Annotated in this window: 17 protein-coding genes; all 17 read left to right on the forward strand. The window is 68.7% G+C overall.

The window, feature by feature from the left end; all coding sequences use genetic code 11:
• Nucleotides 1–89 precede the first annotated feature (89 nt).
• The 17 genes from LSI54_RS06910 to LSI54_RS06990 all read left to right on the forward strand — a co-directional run bounded on the left by LSI54_RS06910 (nucleotide 90) and on the right by LSI54_RS06990 (nucleotide 18412).
• Nucleotides 90–1124 (forward strand): zinc-dependent metalloprotease, encoded by a 1035-nt coding sequence (locus tag LSI54_RS06910; RefSeq protein WP_241478017.1) that lies wholly within the window; start codon nucleotides 90–92, stop codon nucleotides 1122–1124.
• Entirely contained in the window at nucleotides 1121–2197 is a 1077-nt protein-coding gene (gene tilS / locus LSI54_RS06915; RefSeq protein WP_241470872.1) for a tRNA lysidine(34) synthetase TilS, read from the forward strand. Before LSI54_RS06910 ends, tilS begins: the two co-directional genes overlap by 4 nt.
• 38 nt (nucleotides 2198–2235) lie before the next feature.
• Nucleotides 2236–2787, forward strand: a complete 552-nt coding sequence (gene hpt, locus LSI54_RS06920; RefSeq protein WP_241466357.1) for a hypoxanthine phosphoribosyltransferase — start codon at nucleotides 2236–2238, stop codon at nucleotides 2785–2787.
• A 40-nt stretch (nucleotides 2788–2827) separates the two neighbouring features.
• The gene (locus tag LSI54_RS06925) at nucleotides 2828–3472 is read left to right on the forward strand and encodes a GntR family transcriptional regulator (protein WP_241478018.1); all 645 of its coding nucleotides are present in this window, start codon (nucleotides 2828–2830) and stop codon (nucleotides 3470–3472) included.
• A 254-nt stretch (nucleotides 3473–3726) separates the two neighbouring features.
• The gene (locus LSI54_RS06930; protein WP_241476325.1) at nucleotides 3727–5172 is read left to right on the forward strand and encodes a 2-hydroxycarboxylate transporter family protein; all 1446 of its coding nucleotides are present in this window, start codon (nucleotides 3727–3729) and stop codon (nucleotides 5170–5172) included.
• 145 nt (nucleotides 5173–5317) lie between these two features.
• A complete protein-coding gene (ftsH, locus tag LSI54_RS06935; protein WP_241466354.1) occupies nucleotides 5318–7279 on the forward strand; it encodes an ATP-dependent zinc metalloprotease FtsH in 1962 nt (653 codons plus the stop codon).
• Nucleotides 7272–7940: a GTP cyclohydrolase I FolE gene (gene folE / locus LSI54_RS06940; RefSeq protein WP_241478019.1), complete on the forward strand. Its 669-nt coding sequence runs from the start codon at nucleotides 7272–7274 to the stop codon at nucleotides 7938–7940. The genes ftsH and folE overlap by 8 nt, the downstream gene beginning before the upstream one ends.
• A gap of 29 nt (nucleotides 7941–7969) precedes the next feature.
• Nucleotides 7970–8794, forward strand: coding sequence for a dihydropteroate synthase (gene folP / locus LSI54_RS06945; RefSeq protein WP_241466352.1), 825 nt, complete (start codon nucleotides 7970–7972; stop codon nucleotides 8792–8794).
• Between the two features lie 4 nt (nucleotides 8795–8798).
• Nucleotides 8799–9728 (forward strand): 2-amino-4-hydroxy-6-hydroxymethyldihydropteridine diphosphokinase, encoded by a 930-nt coding sequence (gene folK, locus LSI54_RS06950; RefSeq protein WP_241478020.1) that lies wholly within the window; start codon nucleotides 8799–8801, stop codon nucleotides 9726–9728.
• Entirely contained in the window at nucleotides 9725–10273 is a 549-nt protein-coding gene (locus LSI54_RS06955; protein ID WP_241466350.1) for a DUF3180 domain-containing protein, read from the forward strand. The genes folK and LSI54_RS06955 overlap by 4 nt, the downstream gene beginning before the upstream one ends.
• Entirely contained in the window at nucleotides 10254–10766 is a 513-nt protein-coding gene (locus LSI54_RS06960; protein WP_241466349.1) for a PH domain-containing protein, read from the forward strand. The genes LSI54_RS06955 and LSI54_RS06960 overlap by 20 nt, the downstream gene beginning before the upstream one ends.
• An 8-nt stretch (nucleotides 10767–10774) precedes the next feature.
• Nucleotides 10775–12544: a PH domain-containing protein gene (locus tag LSI54_RS06965; RefSeq protein ID WP_241478021.1), complete on the forward strand. Its 1770-nt coding sequence runs from the start codon at nucleotides 10775–10777 to the stop codon at nucleotides 12542–12544.
• A complete protein-coding gene (locus tag LSI54_RS06970) occupies nucleotides 12534–13460 on the forward strand; it encodes a Rossmann-like and DUF2520 domain-containing protein (protein ID WP_241478022.1) in 927 nt (308 codons plus the stop codon). Before LSI54_RS06965 ends, LSI54_RS06970 begins: the two co-directional genes overlap by 11 nt.
• Nucleotides 13461–13553: 93 nt before the next feature.
• Nucleotides 13554–14495: a pantoate--beta-alanine ligase gene (panC, locus tag LSI54_RS06975; RefSeq protein ID WP_241478023.1), complete on the forward strand. Its 942-nt coding sequence runs from the start codon at nucleotides 13554–13556 to the stop codon at nucleotides 14493–14495.
• Between the two features lie 9 nt (nucleotides 14496–14504).
• Entirely contained in the window at nucleotides 14505–16505 is a 2001-nt protein-coding gene (locus tag LSI54_RS06980) for a M13 family metallopeptidase (RefSeq protein WP_241470878.1), read from the forward strand.
• 109 nt (nucleotides 16506–16614) lie between these two features.
• A complete protein-coding gene (gene lysS / locus LSI54_RS06985; RefSeq protein ID WP_241466344.1) occupies nucleotides 16615–18144 on the forward strand; it encodes a lysine--tRNA ligase in 1530 nt (509 codons plus the stop codon).
• A 79-nt stretch (nucleotides 18145–18223) separates the two neighbouring features.
• Nucleotides 18224–18412 carry a hypothetical protein gene (locus LSI54_RS06990; RefSeq protein WP_241466343.1) on the forward strand — a complete coding sequence of 63 codons (189 nt, stop codon included), beginning with the start codon at nucleotides 18224–18226 and terminating at the stop codon, nucleotides 18410–18412.
• Nucleotides 18413–18431: the final 19 nt, after the last annotated feature.

An 18431-nucleotide genomic window follows, 5' to 3' on the forward strand; every position in this document is an offset into this window, starting at 1 on the left:
GCCCGGCTGGCGGCGCTGTCACGGAGCTGAGGTTGTTGTGGTGTGATGGACCGATGAACAGCACCTCCACGGCACAAGCCAGTGACCTGATGATCAATTGGGAGCTCGCCACCACGACGGCGGCACGAGTGGCCCCGGCGGGGCCCCGGTTCAGCGCCGCCCAGGTCCAGGAGGAGGTGGCCGCCCTGCGCGGCGCAGCCGCCGAGGCTGTTGACCACGTGCACCGGATCACCGGGCTTGAGGCGGCCCGGAACCTGGGCGCCGATCCCGCCGAGACCCTCGTGGTGGACCGCGCCACGTGGTCCAAGGCCAATGTGGAGAGCTTCCGCGAGCTGCTGGGGCCCGCGCTGAAGGTCGCCCTGGAGCAGAAGCCGGAACTCGGCAAGGAGGGCTCCAACGCGCAGGTCTTCGGCTCCTCCTTCGCCGGCGCCGAGCTCGGCGCGGTGCTGGCCTTCCTCTCCGCCAATGTGCTGGGGCAGTTCGATCCCTTCACGCAGAACCGGCTGATCCTGGTCGCCCCGAACATCGTGGAGATCACCACCGAGCTCAACGTGGTGCCCGAGGATTTCCGCCTCTGGGTGTGCCTGCACGAACAGACCCACCGGGTGCAGTTCGCCGCCGCGCCCTGGCTCGCCGACCATCTCAAGGCCAAGATCACCGAGCTGAGCTCTTCCACCATGGGTATGGCCTCAGGACTGGGGGATCGGCTCGGGGAGATCATCGAGCAGGTCCGGGCCGGCCGGGGACTGGTCGAGGTCATCCAGACCCCGCAGGACCGCGAGACCATGTCCCACCTGACCGCCGTGATGAGCCTGCTCGAGGGTCACGCCAACGTCATCATGGACGGGGTCGACGCCTCGATCGTGCCCAGTGTGAAGACCATCCGGCGGCGCTTCGAAGCCCGCGGCAAGACCCGCACCCCGCTGGAGAAATTCATCCGCAAGCTGCTCCAGCTCGACGTGAAGGCCGCCCAGTACCGGGACGGACAGAAGTTCGTCGGACACATCGTGGATGCCATCGGCATGGACTCCTTCAACATCATCTGGGAGTCCCCCGAGCACCTGCCCACCGAGCATGAGCTGCACCACCCGCAGGAATGGATCGAGCGCATGGGACTGGCGTGAGCCCCCGCTTCCCCGACTCGGTGAACCGGGCGCGCCGCGCCGTCGAAGCCGTCCTTGATCCTGAGGGGCTGACCCTGGTGGCCTGTTCCGGCGGAGCCGACTCGCTCGCCCTGGCCGCTGCCGCCGGCTTCCACCAGCAGCGCCGCGACGGCGGCAGGGACAGCCCCAGCCCTGACAACAGCCCCAGCCCTGACAACAGCCCCAGCGCACCGGGCGGTGCACGGGTGGGCGCCGTCGTCGTGGACCACCAGCTGCACCCGGACAGCGAGGCCGTCACCACGACGGCGCGGGCCCAGCTGACACGCCTTGGGCTGCACCCGGTGATCTCCGTGAAGGCGACCGTGGACCCCGACTCCGGCGAGGGCCCCGAGGCGGCAGCCCGCTCGGCGCGCTACCGGGCCTTCTCCCAGGCGCTGGCCCAGACCGGGGCCACTCGGATCCTGTTGGCCCATACCCGTGATGATCAGGCCGAGCAGGTGCTGCTGGGCCTCGCCCGCGGGTCGGGGACCCGCAGCCTGGCCGGGATCCCTGCCGTGCGCGGCCCATTCCGGCGCCCGCTGCTGGGGCTGACCCGCGCCGAGACCGAAGAGATCTGCGCCCATGCGCAGCTGAGCCCCTGGCAGGATCCCGCGAACACGGATCCCCGCTTCCTGCGCTCGAGGGTCCGCACCGAGATCCTGCCCTATCTCGAGGACCAGCTCAGCAGCTCCATCCGAGAATCGCTGGCGCGCACCGCACAGATCGCCGCAGAGGATGCGGCATACCTGGACCAGGAGGCGAAGGCCCACTTTGAGCTGCTGCTCGAAGATCCCGGGCTTCAGGGGCAGCTGCGGATGGCGCTGCCAGCGCTGCTCGGCGCGCCGCCGGCGATCCGACGCCGGGTGATCGCGCTCGCCGTCGTCGCCGCGGGAGGCGCCAACCCCTCGTTCGAGCGGCTCGGCGCGGTGGAGAAGCTCCTGGCGAAGACCGGATCGGCGGGCCCGATCGAGCTGGAGGGAGGGGTCAGCGCGCACCGCGGGACGCGGGGGAGCCCGGACTATGCGAAACTTGTCATCGTTCCACGCCTGAACTGAGGAACGCGAGACCTTCTACAAGGAGCTGGACACCACCCATGGACGCTCAGGATGTCAGTGCAGATCTCACCGAGGTGCTCTACACCAAGGATGAGATCGACGCGAAGATCAAAGAACTTGCCGCAGTCATCGATCGTGACTACGCAGACAAGGACGTGCTGCTGGTCGGCGTTCTCAAAGGCGCGGTCATGGTCATGGCCGATCTGGCCCGCGCGCTGAGCTCACACGTGACCATGGACTGGATGGCGGTGTCCTCCTACGGCTCCGGCACCAAGTCCTCCGGGGTGGTGCGCATCCTCAAGGATCTCGATGCGGACCTGATGAACCGCCATGTGCTCATCGTCGAAGACATCATCGACTCCGGCCTGACGCTGTCCTGGCTCAAGACCAACCTGGAATCCCGCGGGCCCGCCTCGCTGGAGATCTGCACACTCTTCCGCAAGCCCGACGCCGTGAAGGTCGACATCGACGTGAAGTACGTCGGCATGGACATCCCGAACAAGTTCGTCGTCGGCTACGGCCTGGACTTCGCCGAGAAGTACCGGAACCTCGACTGTGTCGGGATCCTGGCTCCGCACGTCTACCAGTGAGCTGACCGCTCGCCGCGGCAGACACGGGAGGAGCTGGGCTGTGGATGAGATCGTACCGGTGCGGCCGGTGAGCAAGGCCGCGGCCGCCTACTCCAGCCTGCGCAGCAGCATCCAGGCCGGCGAGCTCGCGCCGGGGGAGCGCATCACGCTCAGATACCTGAGCGACATGCTCGACATGAGCCTGACACCGGTGCGCGAAGCGCTGAATCGGCTTCAGGCCGAAGGGTTCGTGGTTCACGACCCGCACGGCAGCACCTTCATCGCCGAGCTCACCCCGGAACGCATCGAGCAGGTCTACCGGCTGCGCGCCGTGCTCGAGCCGCTCGCGGTGCGCCAGGCCGGGCAGCAGCTGACCCCAGGTGATCTCGAGGATCTGCGCGAGCTCGTCTGCGCCTGCGATCAGGCACAGACCGCGCTGGAGGTCGTGCAGCGCAACGAGGCCTTCCACTACGCGCTGTATCGGCTCAGCCGAGACGCCCTGATGATGGGCTTCATCGACCAGCTCTGGGCCGGCATGCCCTATCCCTCTCTGGGCCTCTACGCAGATCAGGAGCGGGTGTCCCAGTCCAGCCGTGAGCACCACGCGATCCTCGACGCCCTGGTGGCCGAGGATCTGGATGCCGCAGCCGCACTGACCGCGCAGCACATCGAACACGGCCGTGAAGCCGCCCTGAACAGGCTCTGAGCCTCAGGCCGTCGAGCCGCTCCGGCCCGAGGACCCTGGCGCATCCCGGGCCACTGGCACACCGGCACCCGCCCTCTGCCGGGTCCGTCCGCCGCCTCATGCAGGGTGCCGCTCGCCTCGTCAATCCTCCCACCGCTCGCCTCAGTTGATACTTTATAAAATGCAAAGTAGCGTAACGCTGGCCACACCGGTGACGTGCCACACACAGGCAGTGAGCCCGCGCGGTCAGGCATCTGAGACTTTCGAGGAGACACGTGCGCGGCGAGACTGAATCGCGGGCAATGCAGCCCGCAGGATCCCCCTCCGAGACGCTTCCGGGCGAGGGGACTTCCAGCGAGACCCACAGGATGACGACGCCGGCCGAACCGGTCCACGCAGACGCCGCCGAGGAGTTTGACCGGCCCGAGAGCTGGACCCGCATCATGGGTCTGCCCATCGGATGGTTCGCCCTGCTGTTCGGCGTCATCCTGCTCTGCGCCGCGCTGGGAGTGCTGCCGAACACGATGCTCGCCGGCTTCGCCGTCGTCATCCTGGTCGGGGCGCTCCTGAACTGGCTCGGCGGACGAGTGCCCGGCCTGCGCAACTACGGCCTGCCCACCGTGCTGTGCATCCTGACCCCGGCGATCCTGCTCCACTTCGGCTGGTTCCCCCAGTCGCTTGCGGAGAACATGGAGATCTTCACCGACGGCTCCGAGATCGGCTTCATCGACTTCTACGTCGCCAGTCTCATCGCCGGCTCCATCCTGGGCATGCCGCGAGCGCTGCTGCTCAAGGCCGGCGCGCGGATCGCGGTGCCGCTGATCGGCACCATCATCACCGTCTTCGTCGTCGTCGGCGCGGTGGGAACCGCGCTGGGCTTCGGGCTGCGCGATTCGGTGCTCTTCGTGGCGGCTCCGATCATGGGCGGAGGTGTGGGCGCCGGCATCGTGCCGATGTCCGGGATCTACTCAGACCAGATGGGCGGCGACGCCGGAGCCTATGTGGCACAGCTGATCCCCGCGGTGATCATCGCCAACGTGCTGACCATCTTCTGCGCCGGCATCTTCAACGGCATCACCTATAAGGGCCAGCAGTTCTTCGTCGGCTTCAACGGCAACGGGCAGATCGTGCGGGTCGAAGGCAGCGCTGATCAGTTCAAGTCCAGGCCGAAGCCCACCAGCGGATCCTTCAACGTGCTCGTCGTGGGCCTGACCCTGGCCGCCACGCTCTTCCTGGCCGGCAGCATCATCGCGGAGTTCGTCCCCGGGCTGCACGCCTACGCCTGGACCATTCTGCTGGCTGCCTCCATCAAGATCTTCGGACTGATGCCAGCCTCCTTCGAGGACGCCGTCTCGAACTGGTTCGGGTTCGTCTCCGGAACGCTGACCCCGGCGCTGCTGGTGGGCATCTCGATCACCTTCTTCGAGTTCGACGAGCTCGGCCGGCTGCTCTCCGACTGGCGCTACCCGGTGCTCGTGGCGCTGGCCGTAGTGGTCGCGATCCTGGTCTCCGGTGCGCTGGGCTGGCTGGTGAAGATGTATTACGCCGAAACCTCGATCGCCATCGGCATGGGCATGACCGACATGGGCGGCACCGGGGATGTCGCCGTGGTCTCCGCCGCGAACCGGCTTGAGCTGATGCCGTTCCTGCAGGTCTCCTCCCGGATCGGCGGGGCCCTGGTGCTGCTGACGGTCTCGCTGCTGATCCCGATCATCGGCTGACCCGGTCGTTTCGCCCCTCCGTTCGGCGCACGCTCCCGGCTGGGCGAGTTCTCCCGGAGGCGAACTTGTCCAGCCCGGGTTAGCCCCATCACCTCGAGCCCGAGTACCTTTAGATGCTAGGTATATCTGCGTCTGACGGAGCTGCATGAACTTCAAGAAGATCTTCACCGGGCCACTGTTCTGGATCGTCCTGGCGGTGGTGCTGCTGCTGCTTGTCGTGCCGATGATGTTCTCCTCCTCGGCCAACGGTCAGCGGGTGGACACGAATGTCGGCATGGAGCTCCTTGCCGAGGGTGAGGTCGTCGAAGCCTCCGTCGAGGACGGCGACCAGCGCGTCGATCTGAACCTGAGCTCCCCGTATGAGCAGGACGGGCAGGAGGTCGGCGACGTCGTCCACTTCTTCTACTCCTCGGCTCGCGCCGAGACCGTGGTCGAGGCCATCGCCGACGCTGACCTCGAGGGCTACACCGATGAGCCGGAGCAGTCGAACTGGCTGCTCTCCATGCTCGGCTTCATGATCCCCTTCCTGATCATCGCGCTGCTCTTCATCTGGCTGCTGACCCGCATGTCCGGCGGCAACTCCCGGGTGATGCAGTTCGGCAAGTCCAAGGCCAAGATGTTCGACAAGGACATGCCCCAGGTGGCGTTCGGCGACGTGGCCGGCGCTGAAGAGGCCGTGGAGGAGCTCCATGAGATCAAGGAGTTCCTCTCCGAGCCCGAGAAGTTCCAGCGCCTGGGGGCGAAGATCCCCAAGGGCGTGCTGCTCTATGGCGCCCCCGGCACCGGCAAGACGCTGCTGGCCAAGGCCGTGGCCGGCGAGGCCGGCGGCGCCTTCTACTCGATCTCAGGCTCGGACTTCGTGGAGATGTTCGTCGGCGTCGGCGCCTCCCGCGTGCGGGACCTCTTCAAGCAGGCCAAGGAGAACGCCCCGGCCATCATCTTCGTCGACGAGATCGACGCCGTGGGCCGCCAGCGCGGCGCCGGTGTGGGTGGAGGCAACGATGAGCGCGAGCAGACGCTGAACCAGCTGCTGGTGGAGATGGACGGCTTCGACGCCAACACCAACATCATCGTCATCGCCGCCACGAACCGGCCCGACGTGCTGGATCCGGCGCTGCTGCGTCCCGGCCGCTTCGACCGACAGATCCCCGTGGAGGCCCCCGACTTCGCCGGCCGCCGCGCGATCCTGGAGGTCCATGCCAAGGGCAAGCCGATGGTCGACGACGTCGACCTCAAGGCCGTGGCCCGCAAGACCCCCGGCTACACCGGTGCGGATCTGGCCAATGTGCTCAACGAGGCCGCGCTGCTCACGGCACGCTCCAACGCCGACCTGATCGATGACCGCGCGATCGACGAGGCCATCGACCGGGTCATGGCCGGACCGCAGAAGCGGACCCGGCTGATGAAGGACCACGAGCGCCGGGTCACCGCCTATCACGAGGGCGGCCACGCGCTGGTGGCGGCTGCGCTGAACTACTCCGCGCCGGTCACCAAGATCACGATCCTTCCGCGCGGCCGCGCCCTGGGCTACACCATGGTCGTGCCCGAGGAGGACAAGTACTCCACCACCCGCAACGAGCTGCTGGACACCATCGCCTACGCCATGGGCGGCCGGGTGGCGGAGGAGATCGTCTTCCAGGACCCCTCCACCGGGGCCGCGAACGACATCCAGAAGGCCACCGAGACCGCACGCCGGATGGTCACCGAATACGGGATGAGCGCGAGGGTCGGCTCCGTGAAGCTCGGTTCCGGCGACACCAGCCCGTTCCTGGGACGCGAGATGGCCCAGGGCAAGGAGTACTCCGAGGACCTCGCCTCCGTCATCGACTCCGAGGTCCGCGCCATCATCGACGAGGCCCACGACGAGGCCTACCACGCGCTGCATGAGAACCGGCATGTGCTCGACCGCCTCGCCGAGGAGCTGCTCCGCGTGGAGACCCTCAACGCCAAGGAGGTCGCCGCGATCTTCCACGACGTGATCAAGCGCCCGGTCCGCCAGATCTGGGAATCTTCCCCGGGACGACCGGTCACGATCACCTCCGAGGTGGTGCCGGAGGACGAGCGGGACCCCGAATACCAGTTCGGCGGCGAGAACTCCGATGCCTGACCGCCCTCCCACCCCATCCGCCGACCGGTCGGGCAGTCGCTCCGTCGGCGCCGCCGGTGCCGCCGGTGCGGGCACCCCGCTTGAAGGCTCGGTGGATCTGCCGCGGATCGAGGCTGCGGTGCGCGAGATCCTGCTCGCCGTCGGGGAGGACCCGGAGCGCGAGGGTCTCAAGGGCACCCCGGCCCGGGTGGCCCGGGCCTATGAGGAGGCCTTCCAGGGTCTCCGCGAGGACCCTGCCGAGCTGATGTCGACCACCTTCGACATCGGCCACGAGGAGCTCGTGCTGGTCCGCGACGTTCCCTTCTACTCCACCTGTGAACATCATCTGGTGCCCTTCTTCGGCCACGCCCACATCGGCTACATCCCCTCCCCGGAGGGCAAGGTCACCGGACTGAGCAAGCTCGCCAGGCTGGTGGACATCTTCGCCAAGCGCCCGCAGGTCCAGGAGCAGCTCACCACTCAGGTGGTCGACGCCCTGGTCGAGCATCTGGCTCCTGGCGGGGCGATGGTCGTCGTCGAGGCCGAGCACCTGTGCATGTCCATGCGCGGGGTCTCCAAACCCGGGGCGCGGACCATCACCTCTGCGGTGCGCGGTCAGCTCCGCGACGCCGCCACCCGCGCCGAGGCGATGAGCCTGATGCTCCACGGCCGGCCCCACTAGCAACCCTCCTGACTGAATCGGAGAGCCAGATGCGCACTTCCATCATGGGGATTCTGAACCTCACCCCGGACTCCTTCTCCGACGGCGGCCGGTTCGACGACGGCGCGGGCACCCCCGACGTCGTGGCCGCGGTCACCGAGGCGCTGCGGATGACCCAGGCCGGCGCGGCACTGATCGACGTCGGCGGGGAATCCACCCGCCCCGGCGCACAGCCCACACCGTTGCTCGAGGAGCAGCGCCGGATCCTGCCGGTGATCGAGGAGCTGCTGGGCTGCGGGATCGCCGTCTCGGTGGACACCCGCCGCGCGGCGACCGCCCGGGCCGCCTTTGAATGCGCAGATCGCCGCGGAGTCGACCCGCGGACGCTCATCATCAATGACGTCTCGGGCGCGCTCACCGAACCGGACATGCCGGAGCTGATCGTCGAGTCCGGGGCGCAGGTGGTGATCACGCACAACCGCGGAGACTCCCAGACGATGGGGTCGCTGACCGATTATGACTCGCTGCTCGAGGACGTGATCGCCGAGCTGCTCGCCGTGCGGGACCGCTATCTCGACGCCGGTGCCCGCCGCGAACAGCTCATCCTGGACCCCGGGATCGGGTTCTCCAAGACCCCTGAGCAGAACTGGGAGCTGATCCGCAGCCTGGAGAGCTTCGTCCGGCTCGGGCACCGAGTGCTCTTCGGGGCCTCCCGCAAGGGATTCCTCGCCCCGGTCACCTCCGGGGAGGCTCGGGACACCGCCACGGCGGTGCTCTCGGCGCTGGCGGCCCAGGCCGGCGTCTGGGGAGTCCGGGTCCATGACGTGCAGGGAAGCCGCGATGCTGTGCAAGTGATCGACAAGCTGAGAAGCTAGAAGGATGTCCAGCAGGAGCAGCTCCCGTGACACCATCCGGCTCACCGGACTCACGGCCACCGGCCACCATGGGGTCTTCGACTTCGAGAAGCGCGAGGGCCAGATCTTCCGGGTCGACGCCGAGCTCACGCTGGACTTCCGCGCCGCCGGTCGCAGCGATGCCCTCGCCGACACCGTCTCCTACGTGGAGATCGCCGAGCTGATCCACGCCGCCATCACCGGCGAGCCCTTCGACCTGATCGAGGCCCTCGCCGATCACCTGGCCCGGGAGATCCTTGCCGGCGATGAGCGCCTTGCCGCCGCGGAGATCACCGTGCACAAGCCGCAGGCGCCGCTGACCCAGACCTTCCAGGACGTCTCGGTGACCGCCCGCCGGGACCGCGCCGACCTGGCTCCCGGCCTGGACCCGGACGCCGCCCCCGCCGCGGACGTCACCGCCGTGCTGGCGCTGGGATCCAACCTCGGGGAATCAGCGGTGACGCTGGCCTCGGCGGTCGCCGCGCTGGACCGCGTGGAGCAGGTGCGGGTGCTCAAGCAGTCCCCGGTGGCCAAGACCAGGCCGGTGGGCGGGCCTGCCGGGCAGCCTGACTTCCACAACCAGGTCATCGAGATCGCCACCACGCTGAGCCCGCATGCCCTGCTGGGATGCACCCAGCAGATCGAGCAGGAACACCACCGGGCCCGCGGCGCCGCGAACGGCGAGATCCGCTGGGGCCCGCGCACCCTGGACATCGACATCATCACCTACGGCCAGGCAGGAATCTCCTCGGTGACGCTGCAGGTCCCGCACCCGCGGGCCGCACAGCGTGGATTCGTGCTGGTCCCCTGGACCTGGATGGACCCGCAGGCGAAGCTGGCCGGAGCGTCGGTGGCCGAACTCGCTCGGCATGCCGCCGATGCCGGCGCCGTGGAACCGCTGGAGAGTGCGCGATGAGCCGGCTCTCCGTGCTGCGCCTGCTGATCATCGGCGCCGTCGCCGCCCTCGTCGGGTTCATCACCACCGTCTACTTGTCCGCCCACGGGATGGGCTCCCCGGTGCTGCCGCGGACCTCCTTGGTGACCCTGCTCGGGATCGCGCTGATCGTGCTGACCCTGGGGCTGATGGTCTGGCGCGATCAGCGCAGGATCGCGACCGCGGCGGCGAAGGGTCGGCGCAGCCAGCGCAGCCTGCACCCGCTCCACGCCGTCCGGGTCCTCACCGCCGGACAGGCCGGCGCCTACGCCGGGGCGCTGATCGCCGGCTGGCATGCGGGTATCCTCGGGGACCTGGTGCCTGCCGCAGCGCTGACCGCGCCGAACGTGAACTCATCCCTGCTGATGATCACGGGAGGAACGATCTGGGTGATCATTGGATTCGTCGTCGAGCTGCTCTGCAGGATCCCCCCGGACGAGAATCCACCGGGCGAGGGGCGCCGCAGAGAGCCCGAACGCAACACAGGACCGATACCCGAGGAGGGCTATGCCCGCGGAACCCATTGATCCCACAGGTGTCACCTGGACCCGGGTGGACGAGCGGTACATCACCGTGAAGTTCATCACCGGCATCCTCGGCTGGGTGATCACCCTGGCAGTGGTCGGTACCCCGATCGTGCTCGACACCCTCGGGGTCTTCGGCGGCATCCCGCTGTGGATCAAGATCGTGGTCTCCGCCGTGCTGCTGACCTGGGCGGCCGTGGACCTCTGGCTGATCCCGCGTCGGATCCGGGCCATCGGCTACCACGAGCGCCAGGACGATCTGCTGATCCGCCGCGGCATCCTCTTCCAGCGGGTCGTCGCGGTGCCCTACGGCCGGCTGCAGTACGTCGACATCGAGGCCGGGCCGCTGATGCGCCGCTACGGGCTCTGCACGGTCCAGCTGAAGACCGCCGCCGCAGCCACCGACGCCGTGATCCCGGGCGCCTCCCGCGAGGAGGGCGCACGGCTGCGTGAAGAGCTCTCGGTCCGCGGCCAGGCTCGCCTGGCTGGTCTGTGAGCCGGCGCATGAACGAACAAGCCACCGAGGACCACGCCACCGAGAAGCCGAAGCGCACCTCCGAGCGCTGGTTCGACGCGACCTGGACCAAGGTCCACCCGCTGAGCCCCGTCGTGCGCGGCGGGCTCGCCGTCGTCGCCATCCCGGGCCTCCTGCTCAGCTACAACTGGCAGAGCTGGATGGATGCCTGGGAGGCGTTCCGCAGCGGCGAGATCCAGCGCAACGTGGAGTCCAACCCGATGCCGTTCCTGCTCGGCGCCGGCGGCGTGCTGCTGGTGGTCGCGCTGATCTTCGCCGGCTTCGCGCTCTCCTGGTGGTTCACCCGCTACAAGATCACCGCCGAGCATGTGATGGTGAAGTCCGGGATCTTCGTGCGCCAGCACCGTCAGGCCCGGATCGACCGGGTCCAGGCCGTGGACCTGCGCCAGCCGCTGCTCGCCCGGCTCACCGGCCTCGCCGAGCTGAAGTTCGAGGTGGCCGAGGGCGACGGCACCGCCGCCACCCTGGCGTTCCTGAAGAGGTCCCAGGCCGAAGAGCTGCGCTCCGAGATCATGGACCGCGCCGCCGGCCGGAGCGAGTCGCCGGCGGAAGTCGAGGGATTCGGGGAGGTGCCCGGTGGTGCGGGTCCCGACGACGCGGAGGCTGCCCACCGCTATGATCCCTACGCCGCGCACGACCCCTACGCCCAGATTCATCCCACCCCCACCGGCCGTGCAGCTGCGGGTCTGCATCGCGCCGCGCATCAGGACCGCCTCATCGCGAAGGTCCCCACCGGACGGCTGATCGGCTCGGTGCTGAGCGGCTGGGGGACGATCTTCGTCCTGGTCATCGTGGTCATGGCCGTGGTCGCCGTCGGGATCGGTCTCGCGGTCGGCTCCGACGGGGGGTCGGTGTCGATCTGGGCCGTGCTGACCGGAGCCGCACTCCCGGCCGTCATCCCGATGGGCATCGCGGCGATCACGATCTACTACCAGCAGTTCAGCTCCGGCTTCGGATTCACCTCCACCGCCACCAGCTCCGGGCTGCGCGTGCGCTACGGGCTGCTCGAGACCACCAATCAGACCATCCCTCCGGGTCGGGTGCAGGCGCTGCAGATCCAGCAGCCGGTGCTCTGGCGCCCGTTCAGGTGGTTCAAGATCGTGGTCACCGTCGCCGGCTACGGCATCGGGGAGAAGCGCTCGGTGCTGCTGCCCGTGGGTCGGCTCGACGACGTGATGGTCACCGCCGCGGAGATGTTCCCTGACCTGCAGGTCGAGAACCCCGAAGAGGTCTTCACCGCCGGGCTCACCGGTTCAGGCACGAAGCTCGGCTACACCGAGGTGCCCCGCCGGGCCCGCTTCTTCGACCCGATCGTGCGCCGTCGTCGCGGGTTCCGCACCACCCCCACCGCGCTGATGTTCCGCGACGGAAGGGCTTCGCGGCAGCTGACGATGGTCCCGCATGAGCGGATCCAGTCGCTGAGCCTGACCCAGGGGCCGTTGCAGCGCCGGCGAGCGATCGCTGACATCTTCATCCACTCCCCGGCCGGCCCGTTCGCGGCGAAGCTGAAGAACCAGGACCTCGACGCGGTCAAGGACCTCTTCGAATACGAGTCCGATCATGCCGCCCAGGCCCGCCGCTACAGCGATCGGAATCAGTGGATGCGCGCCGAGGAGCTCCGCGAGTTCGAGCGCAAGGCCGCCGAGGCGCTGGCGGCACCGGAGGAGCCCAGCACCACCGGACCGGCACACCCCGCTGCCCCGTTGACCTACCAGGAACAGGACCCCCGTGACCGTTGAGCAGCCCGTGGATCCCTATGCCGCGGAACTCCCGCCCTCCCAGCGGGAAGGTCGCCTCGGCGTCGGCGTGATCTCCGCCGGCAAGGTCGGCGCGGTGCTGGGCGCGGCGCTGCGCGGGGCCGGTCACTCGGTGATCGGCGCCCACGCCGTCTCGGAGGACTCGCGCAACCGCGCCGAATCCCTGCTGGGCGGGGTGCCGGTGCTGGAGATCCCGGAGATCATGCGCCGGGCTGAGCTGGTCCTGCTCGCGGTGCCCGACGACGCCCTCGCCGAGCTCGTCTCCGGGCTGGCCGAGGCCGGCCACATCCAGGCCGGTCAGCTGATCGTGCACACCTCCGGCCGCTACGGCACCGAGGTGCTCGCTCCCGCCCAGCGCAGCGGCGCCATCGGACTGGCGATCCACCCGGCGATGACCTTCACCGGGCTGAGCATGGACCTGCAGAAGCTGCACACCTGTGCCTTCGGGGTCACCGCGCCGGGGCCCGTGCTGCCGATCGCGCAGGCACTGGTGGTGGAGATGGGCGGGGAGCCGGTGATGATCCGCGAGGCCGACCGGCTGACCTATCACGCGGCGCTGGCGCACGCCTCGAACCACCTGAACACGATCACCGGGCAGTCAGCCGAGATGCTGCACCGGATCGGGGTGGAGCGCGCCGAGACCGTGCTGCGCCCGCTGATGCAGGCCTCTTTGGACAACGCTTTGGCCTCGGGGGAGGGCGCGCTGACCGGGCCGGTGGCTCGCGGAGACGTCGGCACGCTCCGGCATCACGTTCAGCTGCTGGCGACCTCGGAGCTGCCCGCCGACATCCGCACCGCGTATATGGCCATGGCGCGCGCGACCACCCAGCGTGCCCTGGATCGCAGCATGATCACCGCCGCGAAGGCCGCCGAGCTGCTCGACGTCCTCGACGCCTGACCCGCGCTTCTCGCAGCCTCCGCCCCGCCCAGCTGCCCCTGACCGACGCGACGGGCGACGGGCGAGCGCCGCGCGCGGTCCTAGACTGTCCCGGTGACTCCACCGCAGGTACTGACCACTGTCTCCAGCTTCCGCGCCGCGCTCGCCGAGGCCGTCGCCGCGCACGTCCGCGAACGCGGGGCCGCCCCCGCGGTGGGGCTGGTCCCCACGATGGGGGCGCTGCACTCCGGACACGCCGCTCTGGTCGACGCCGCCCGGGCTGCCTCAGACATCGTGATCGCCTCGATCTTCGTGAACCCGCTGCAGTTCGACGACGACGCCGACTACCTCCACTATCCGCGCACGCCAGAGCGCGACGTCGCCCTGCTGGGTGTCCACGGGGTCGATCTGATCTTCACCCCGGACCTCGCGCAGATGTACCCCGGCGACTCGCACGCCCCGCTGGTCCGGGTCAGCGCCGGGCAGCTCGGAACCCGCTGGGAGGGGGCCGCGCGCCCAGGACACTTCGACGGGGTGGTCACCGTGGTCGCGAAGCTCTTCAACATCATGAGCCCCCCGGCGCCCGCGAGGCTCGAGGCCTGGTTCGGCGCCAAGGACGCCGAGCAGGTCGCGATCATCACCCGGATGACGGCAGACCTGAACATCGACGTGGACATCCGCACCGTTCCGATCGTGCGGGATGAGCACGGCTTGGCCCTCTCCAGCAGGAACCAGCGCCTGGATGAGACCGACTACTCCGCGGCGCTGGCCATTCCCGCCGCGCTCTTCGCGCTGAGCGAGGACGCCGCCTCCGAGCGCCGGCTGGGAGTGGCCGATCAGGTGGAGGAGCTGAGATCTGCCGAGGGTGTGGAGCTGGACTACCTGGTCGTCGTCGACCCGGACTCCCTGGAGGAGCTCCAGCCCGGCGACGCGCTGCTCGACGAGCACGGGGTGCTGCGCGGGCGTGCGCTGGCGCTGATCGCCGCCCGGGTCGGACCGGTGCGGCTGATCGACAACGTGATCCTGAGTCCGGGCAGGTCACAGCCCCGGGAGTAGGCTGGAACCATGACCGATACCGCGAGCAGCAGCCCGAACGCACCCGCCTCCTTCCCGTACATCGATCATGACGTGCGCCCGCAGGACGACCTGCAGCGCCACGTCAACGGTGAATGGCTCAAGACCGCCGAGATCCCCGCGGACATGGACGCCTACGGGTCCTTCCATGAGCTGCGCGACAAGGCCGAGGCTGATGTCCGGGAGATCCTGGAGCAGGCCGCGGCCGGAGAGATCAAGGCGGAGCAGCTCGACGCCGCCGCGGAGGCCGTCCCGGCCCGGATCGGTGCCTTCTACACCTCCTTCATGGATGCCGAGGCCGCTCAGCGGCGCGGGCTGAGTCCGATCGAGCCGATGCTGGAGCAGCTGGAGTCCGTGCGGAGCGTGGAGGATCTGGTTCGGCTCTCCGCCGCCTGGCAGCGCCAGGGCGTGGACGGGCTCCTCGTCGCCGGGTCCATGCGCGACGCCGGAGATCCCACCCGGATGCTCTGGCACGTCATGCAGTCCGGACTCGGTCTGCCCGATGAGTCCTACTACCGCGACGAGAAGCTGGCCGAGATCCTCGCCGCGTACCAGGACCACCTGGTCCGGGTGCTTGAGCTCAGCGGAGTCGACGACGCCGCGGACGCCGCCGCCGCCGTCGTCGAACTCGAAGGTGTCATCGCCGCCGAGCACTGGGACAAGGTGACCCTGCGTGATGCGCAGAAGCGCTACAACCTGGTGACCGACGACGAGGCCGAGACCTTCATGCCGCTGCTGCGCGAGGCGTTCGCCGGCTGGGGGCTGCAGCCGCGGCACACCGAGCAGCTCGTGCTCGCCCAGCCCGACGTGCTCCCCGGGATGCAGGCGGCGCTGACTCAGCAGCCGCTGCGCACCTGGAAGCTCTGGCTGCGAGTCCAGCTGCTGCGCTGGGCGGCCCCGCTGCTCCACGAAGAGCTGGTGAACGAGAACTTCGACTTCTACTCCAAGCGGCTCTCCGGAGCCCAGCAGCTCAAGGAGCGCTGGAAGCGCGGGGTCGCGCTGACCAACGCCCACCTGGGTGAGGACGTGGCGCAGATCTACGTGGCCCGGCACTATCCGCCTCAGGCGCGGGCCGCGATGGACGAGCTGATCAGCGCGCTGATCGAGGCCTACCGCCAGTCCATCAGCGAGCTGAGCTGGATGGGGGAGGAGACCAAGGGCCGCGCGCTGGAGAAGCTCGACGCGTTCAAGCCGATGGTCGGCTTCCCTGAGCGCTGGATCGACTATTCCCGCGTCGACGTGGACCCGACCGATGTGGTGGCAAACGTCCGCCGTGCCGCGGCGTTCGAATGGGAGCGCGACATCACCAAGCTCGACGAGGGACCGGACCCCGACGAGTGGCACATGCACCCCCAGACGGTCAATGCCTACTACTCGCCGCTGGAGAACGTGATCTGCTTCCCGGCCGCGATCCTGCAGCTCCCGTTCTTCTCCGCCGAGCGGGACATGGCGCAGAACTTCGGCGCCATCGGGGCCGTCATCGGCCATGAGCTCGGACACGGCTTCGACGACCAGGGGTCCCGCTACGGCGCCGACGGCTCGCTGAGCAACTGGTGGACCGAGGCTGACCGCAGCGCCTTCGAGGAGCGCACCACGAAGCTGGTGGAGCAGTACAGCGCACTCACCCCCTCCCAGGCGCCGGAGCACAAGGTCAACGGCGAGCTGACCCTGGGTGAGAACATCGGTGATCTCGGCGGGCTCGGCATCGCGCACAAGGCCTACCGGGTGTGGCTGCAGGCACAGGGCGCTGAGGCCGCCGACGTCGAGGGCTACAGTGCTGACCAGCGGTTCTTCTTCGCCTGGGCGCAGGCCTGGCGGAACCTCACCCGCCCCGAGCGGGCGGTCACGCTGATCAGCATCGATCCGCACGCACCGGCCGAGTTCCGCGCCACCCAGGTGGTCAAGAACCTCGACGCCTTCCACTCCGCCTTCGAGACCCAGCCCGGGGACGGGATGTACCTGTCGCCGCGGGAGCGCGTCACCATCTGGTGACTGCGGGGCCCAGGCTGCCTGAGGGCTGCCTCGGCCCGGTCGGAGCGACGGGGCGACGGGACTGCCGCCGCGATTCAGGCAGGGCGCACGGCACGTAGAATGGCCGACTGTGACTGCCCAGAATTCCGCCGCCTCCGGCGCCAATGACCTTGACACCCACGACCAGCGCGCCGTGCGCCTGGACAAGCGTGAGCGCCTGCTCGCCGCCGGGGTCCAGCCCTATCCGGTGAACGTCGAGCGCTCCGCCTCGCTGAGCGAGGTCCGGGAGCGCTTCCCGGACCTGGAGCCCGGCGCTTCCACCGGCGAGACGGTGGCGGTGACCGGTCGCGTGATGTTCGTGCGCAACACCGGCAAGCTGTGCTTCGCCACGCTGCAGGAGGGCGGCCCCGACGGCAGCGGAGTCCGGCTGCAGGCGATGATCTCCCTGGCCGAGGTGGGGGAGGCCGCGCTCGCCGACTGGAAGTCGCTCGTGGATCTCGGTGACCATGTCCGGGTCAGCGGTGAAGTCATCGCTTCGCGCCGCGGGGAGCTCTCCATCATGGCGAGCTCCTTCGAGATCGCCTCCAAGGCCGTGCGGCCGCTGCCGGTGCTGCACGCGGAGCTCAACGAGGAGACCCGGGTGCGTCAGCGCTACGCGGATCTGATCGTGCGGGACGAGGCGCGGCAGATGGTCTTCCGTCGTGCCGCGATCACCCGCTCCCTCCGCGAGACCCTGCACGGACGCGGCTACGTGGAGGTGGAGACCCCCATGTTGCAGCTGATCCACGGCGGCGCCCAGGCGCGGCCTTTCCAGACGCATCTCAACGCCTTTGATCAGGGCATGACGCTGCGCATCGCCACCGAGCTCTACCTCAAGCGCGCCGTGGTGGGCGGCATCGATCGGGTCTTCGAGATCGGCCGGGTCTTCCGCAATGAAGGTGTGGACTCCACGCATTCCCCGGAGTTCACCACGCTGGAGTCCTATGAGGCATGGGCGGACATGTACGTCATGGCCGAGCGGATGCGCGAGATGATTCTGAATGCAGCAGATGCCGCCGGGGCGAGCCGTCAGATCCCGACGGATCAGGGCGTCATCGACCTCGACGGCGAGTGGGCCTGGGTCTCGGTCTACCCGGGCCTCTCCGAGGCCGTGGGGCAGGAGATCACTCCTGAGACTCCCGCCGAGACGCTTCGCGCCGTCGCGGCCGCACGCGAGGTCTCTGTGGACCCGGCCTGGGACGCGCAGAAGCTGGTGATCGAGCTCTTCGCCGAGATCGTCGAGCCCACGCTGATCCAGCCCACCTTCGTCTGTGACTACCCGCCTGCGGCACAGCCGCTGGCCCGCGCCCACCGAGACAAGCCCGGCGTCATCGAGGCCTGGGACCTGATCATCGGGGGCATGGAGCGCGGGACCGCCTTCTCCGAGCTGGTGGACCCCGTGCTGCAGCGGGAACGCCTGGTGGAACAGGCCCGGATGGCGGCCGCCGGTGACGACGAGGCCATGCAGCACGACGAGGACTTCCTGCGGGCCCTGGAATATGGTGCACCACCGATGGGGGGCATCGGTCTGGGCGTCGACCGCCTGGTGATGCTCTTCACCGGCACCGGTATTCGCGAGACGATCCTCTTCCCGCTGCTGAAACCTGAAGCGCAGGCGTGAACGTCATGCCGCGCAAAGACGTAGCATGATTAGCAATGGCAGCGACAGTTTTTTAACCTGAATGTAAGCAAGGAATTCCATGGAAAATTTCTGGACGTACTTCGAAGTTCTTGCCCCCTCCATCGGCGTCGGGCTGGTCTTCTGGCTGGCTATCCGCGCCATCTTCCGGGCTGATCGGAATGAGCGCGCCGCCGAGATTCAGGTGCGCGAAGAGGCCTCTCAGCAGGGAGTTCAGCGCGATGAGCCGACTTCTGGCCCGCACAGCTGAACACCTGATCTGCTGCCGG

The sequence above is a fragment of the Nesterenkonia sp. AY15 genome, from assembly GCF_022565855.1.
GTDB lineage: Bacteria > Actinomycetota > Actinomycetes > Actinomycetales > Micrococcaceae > Nesterenkonia.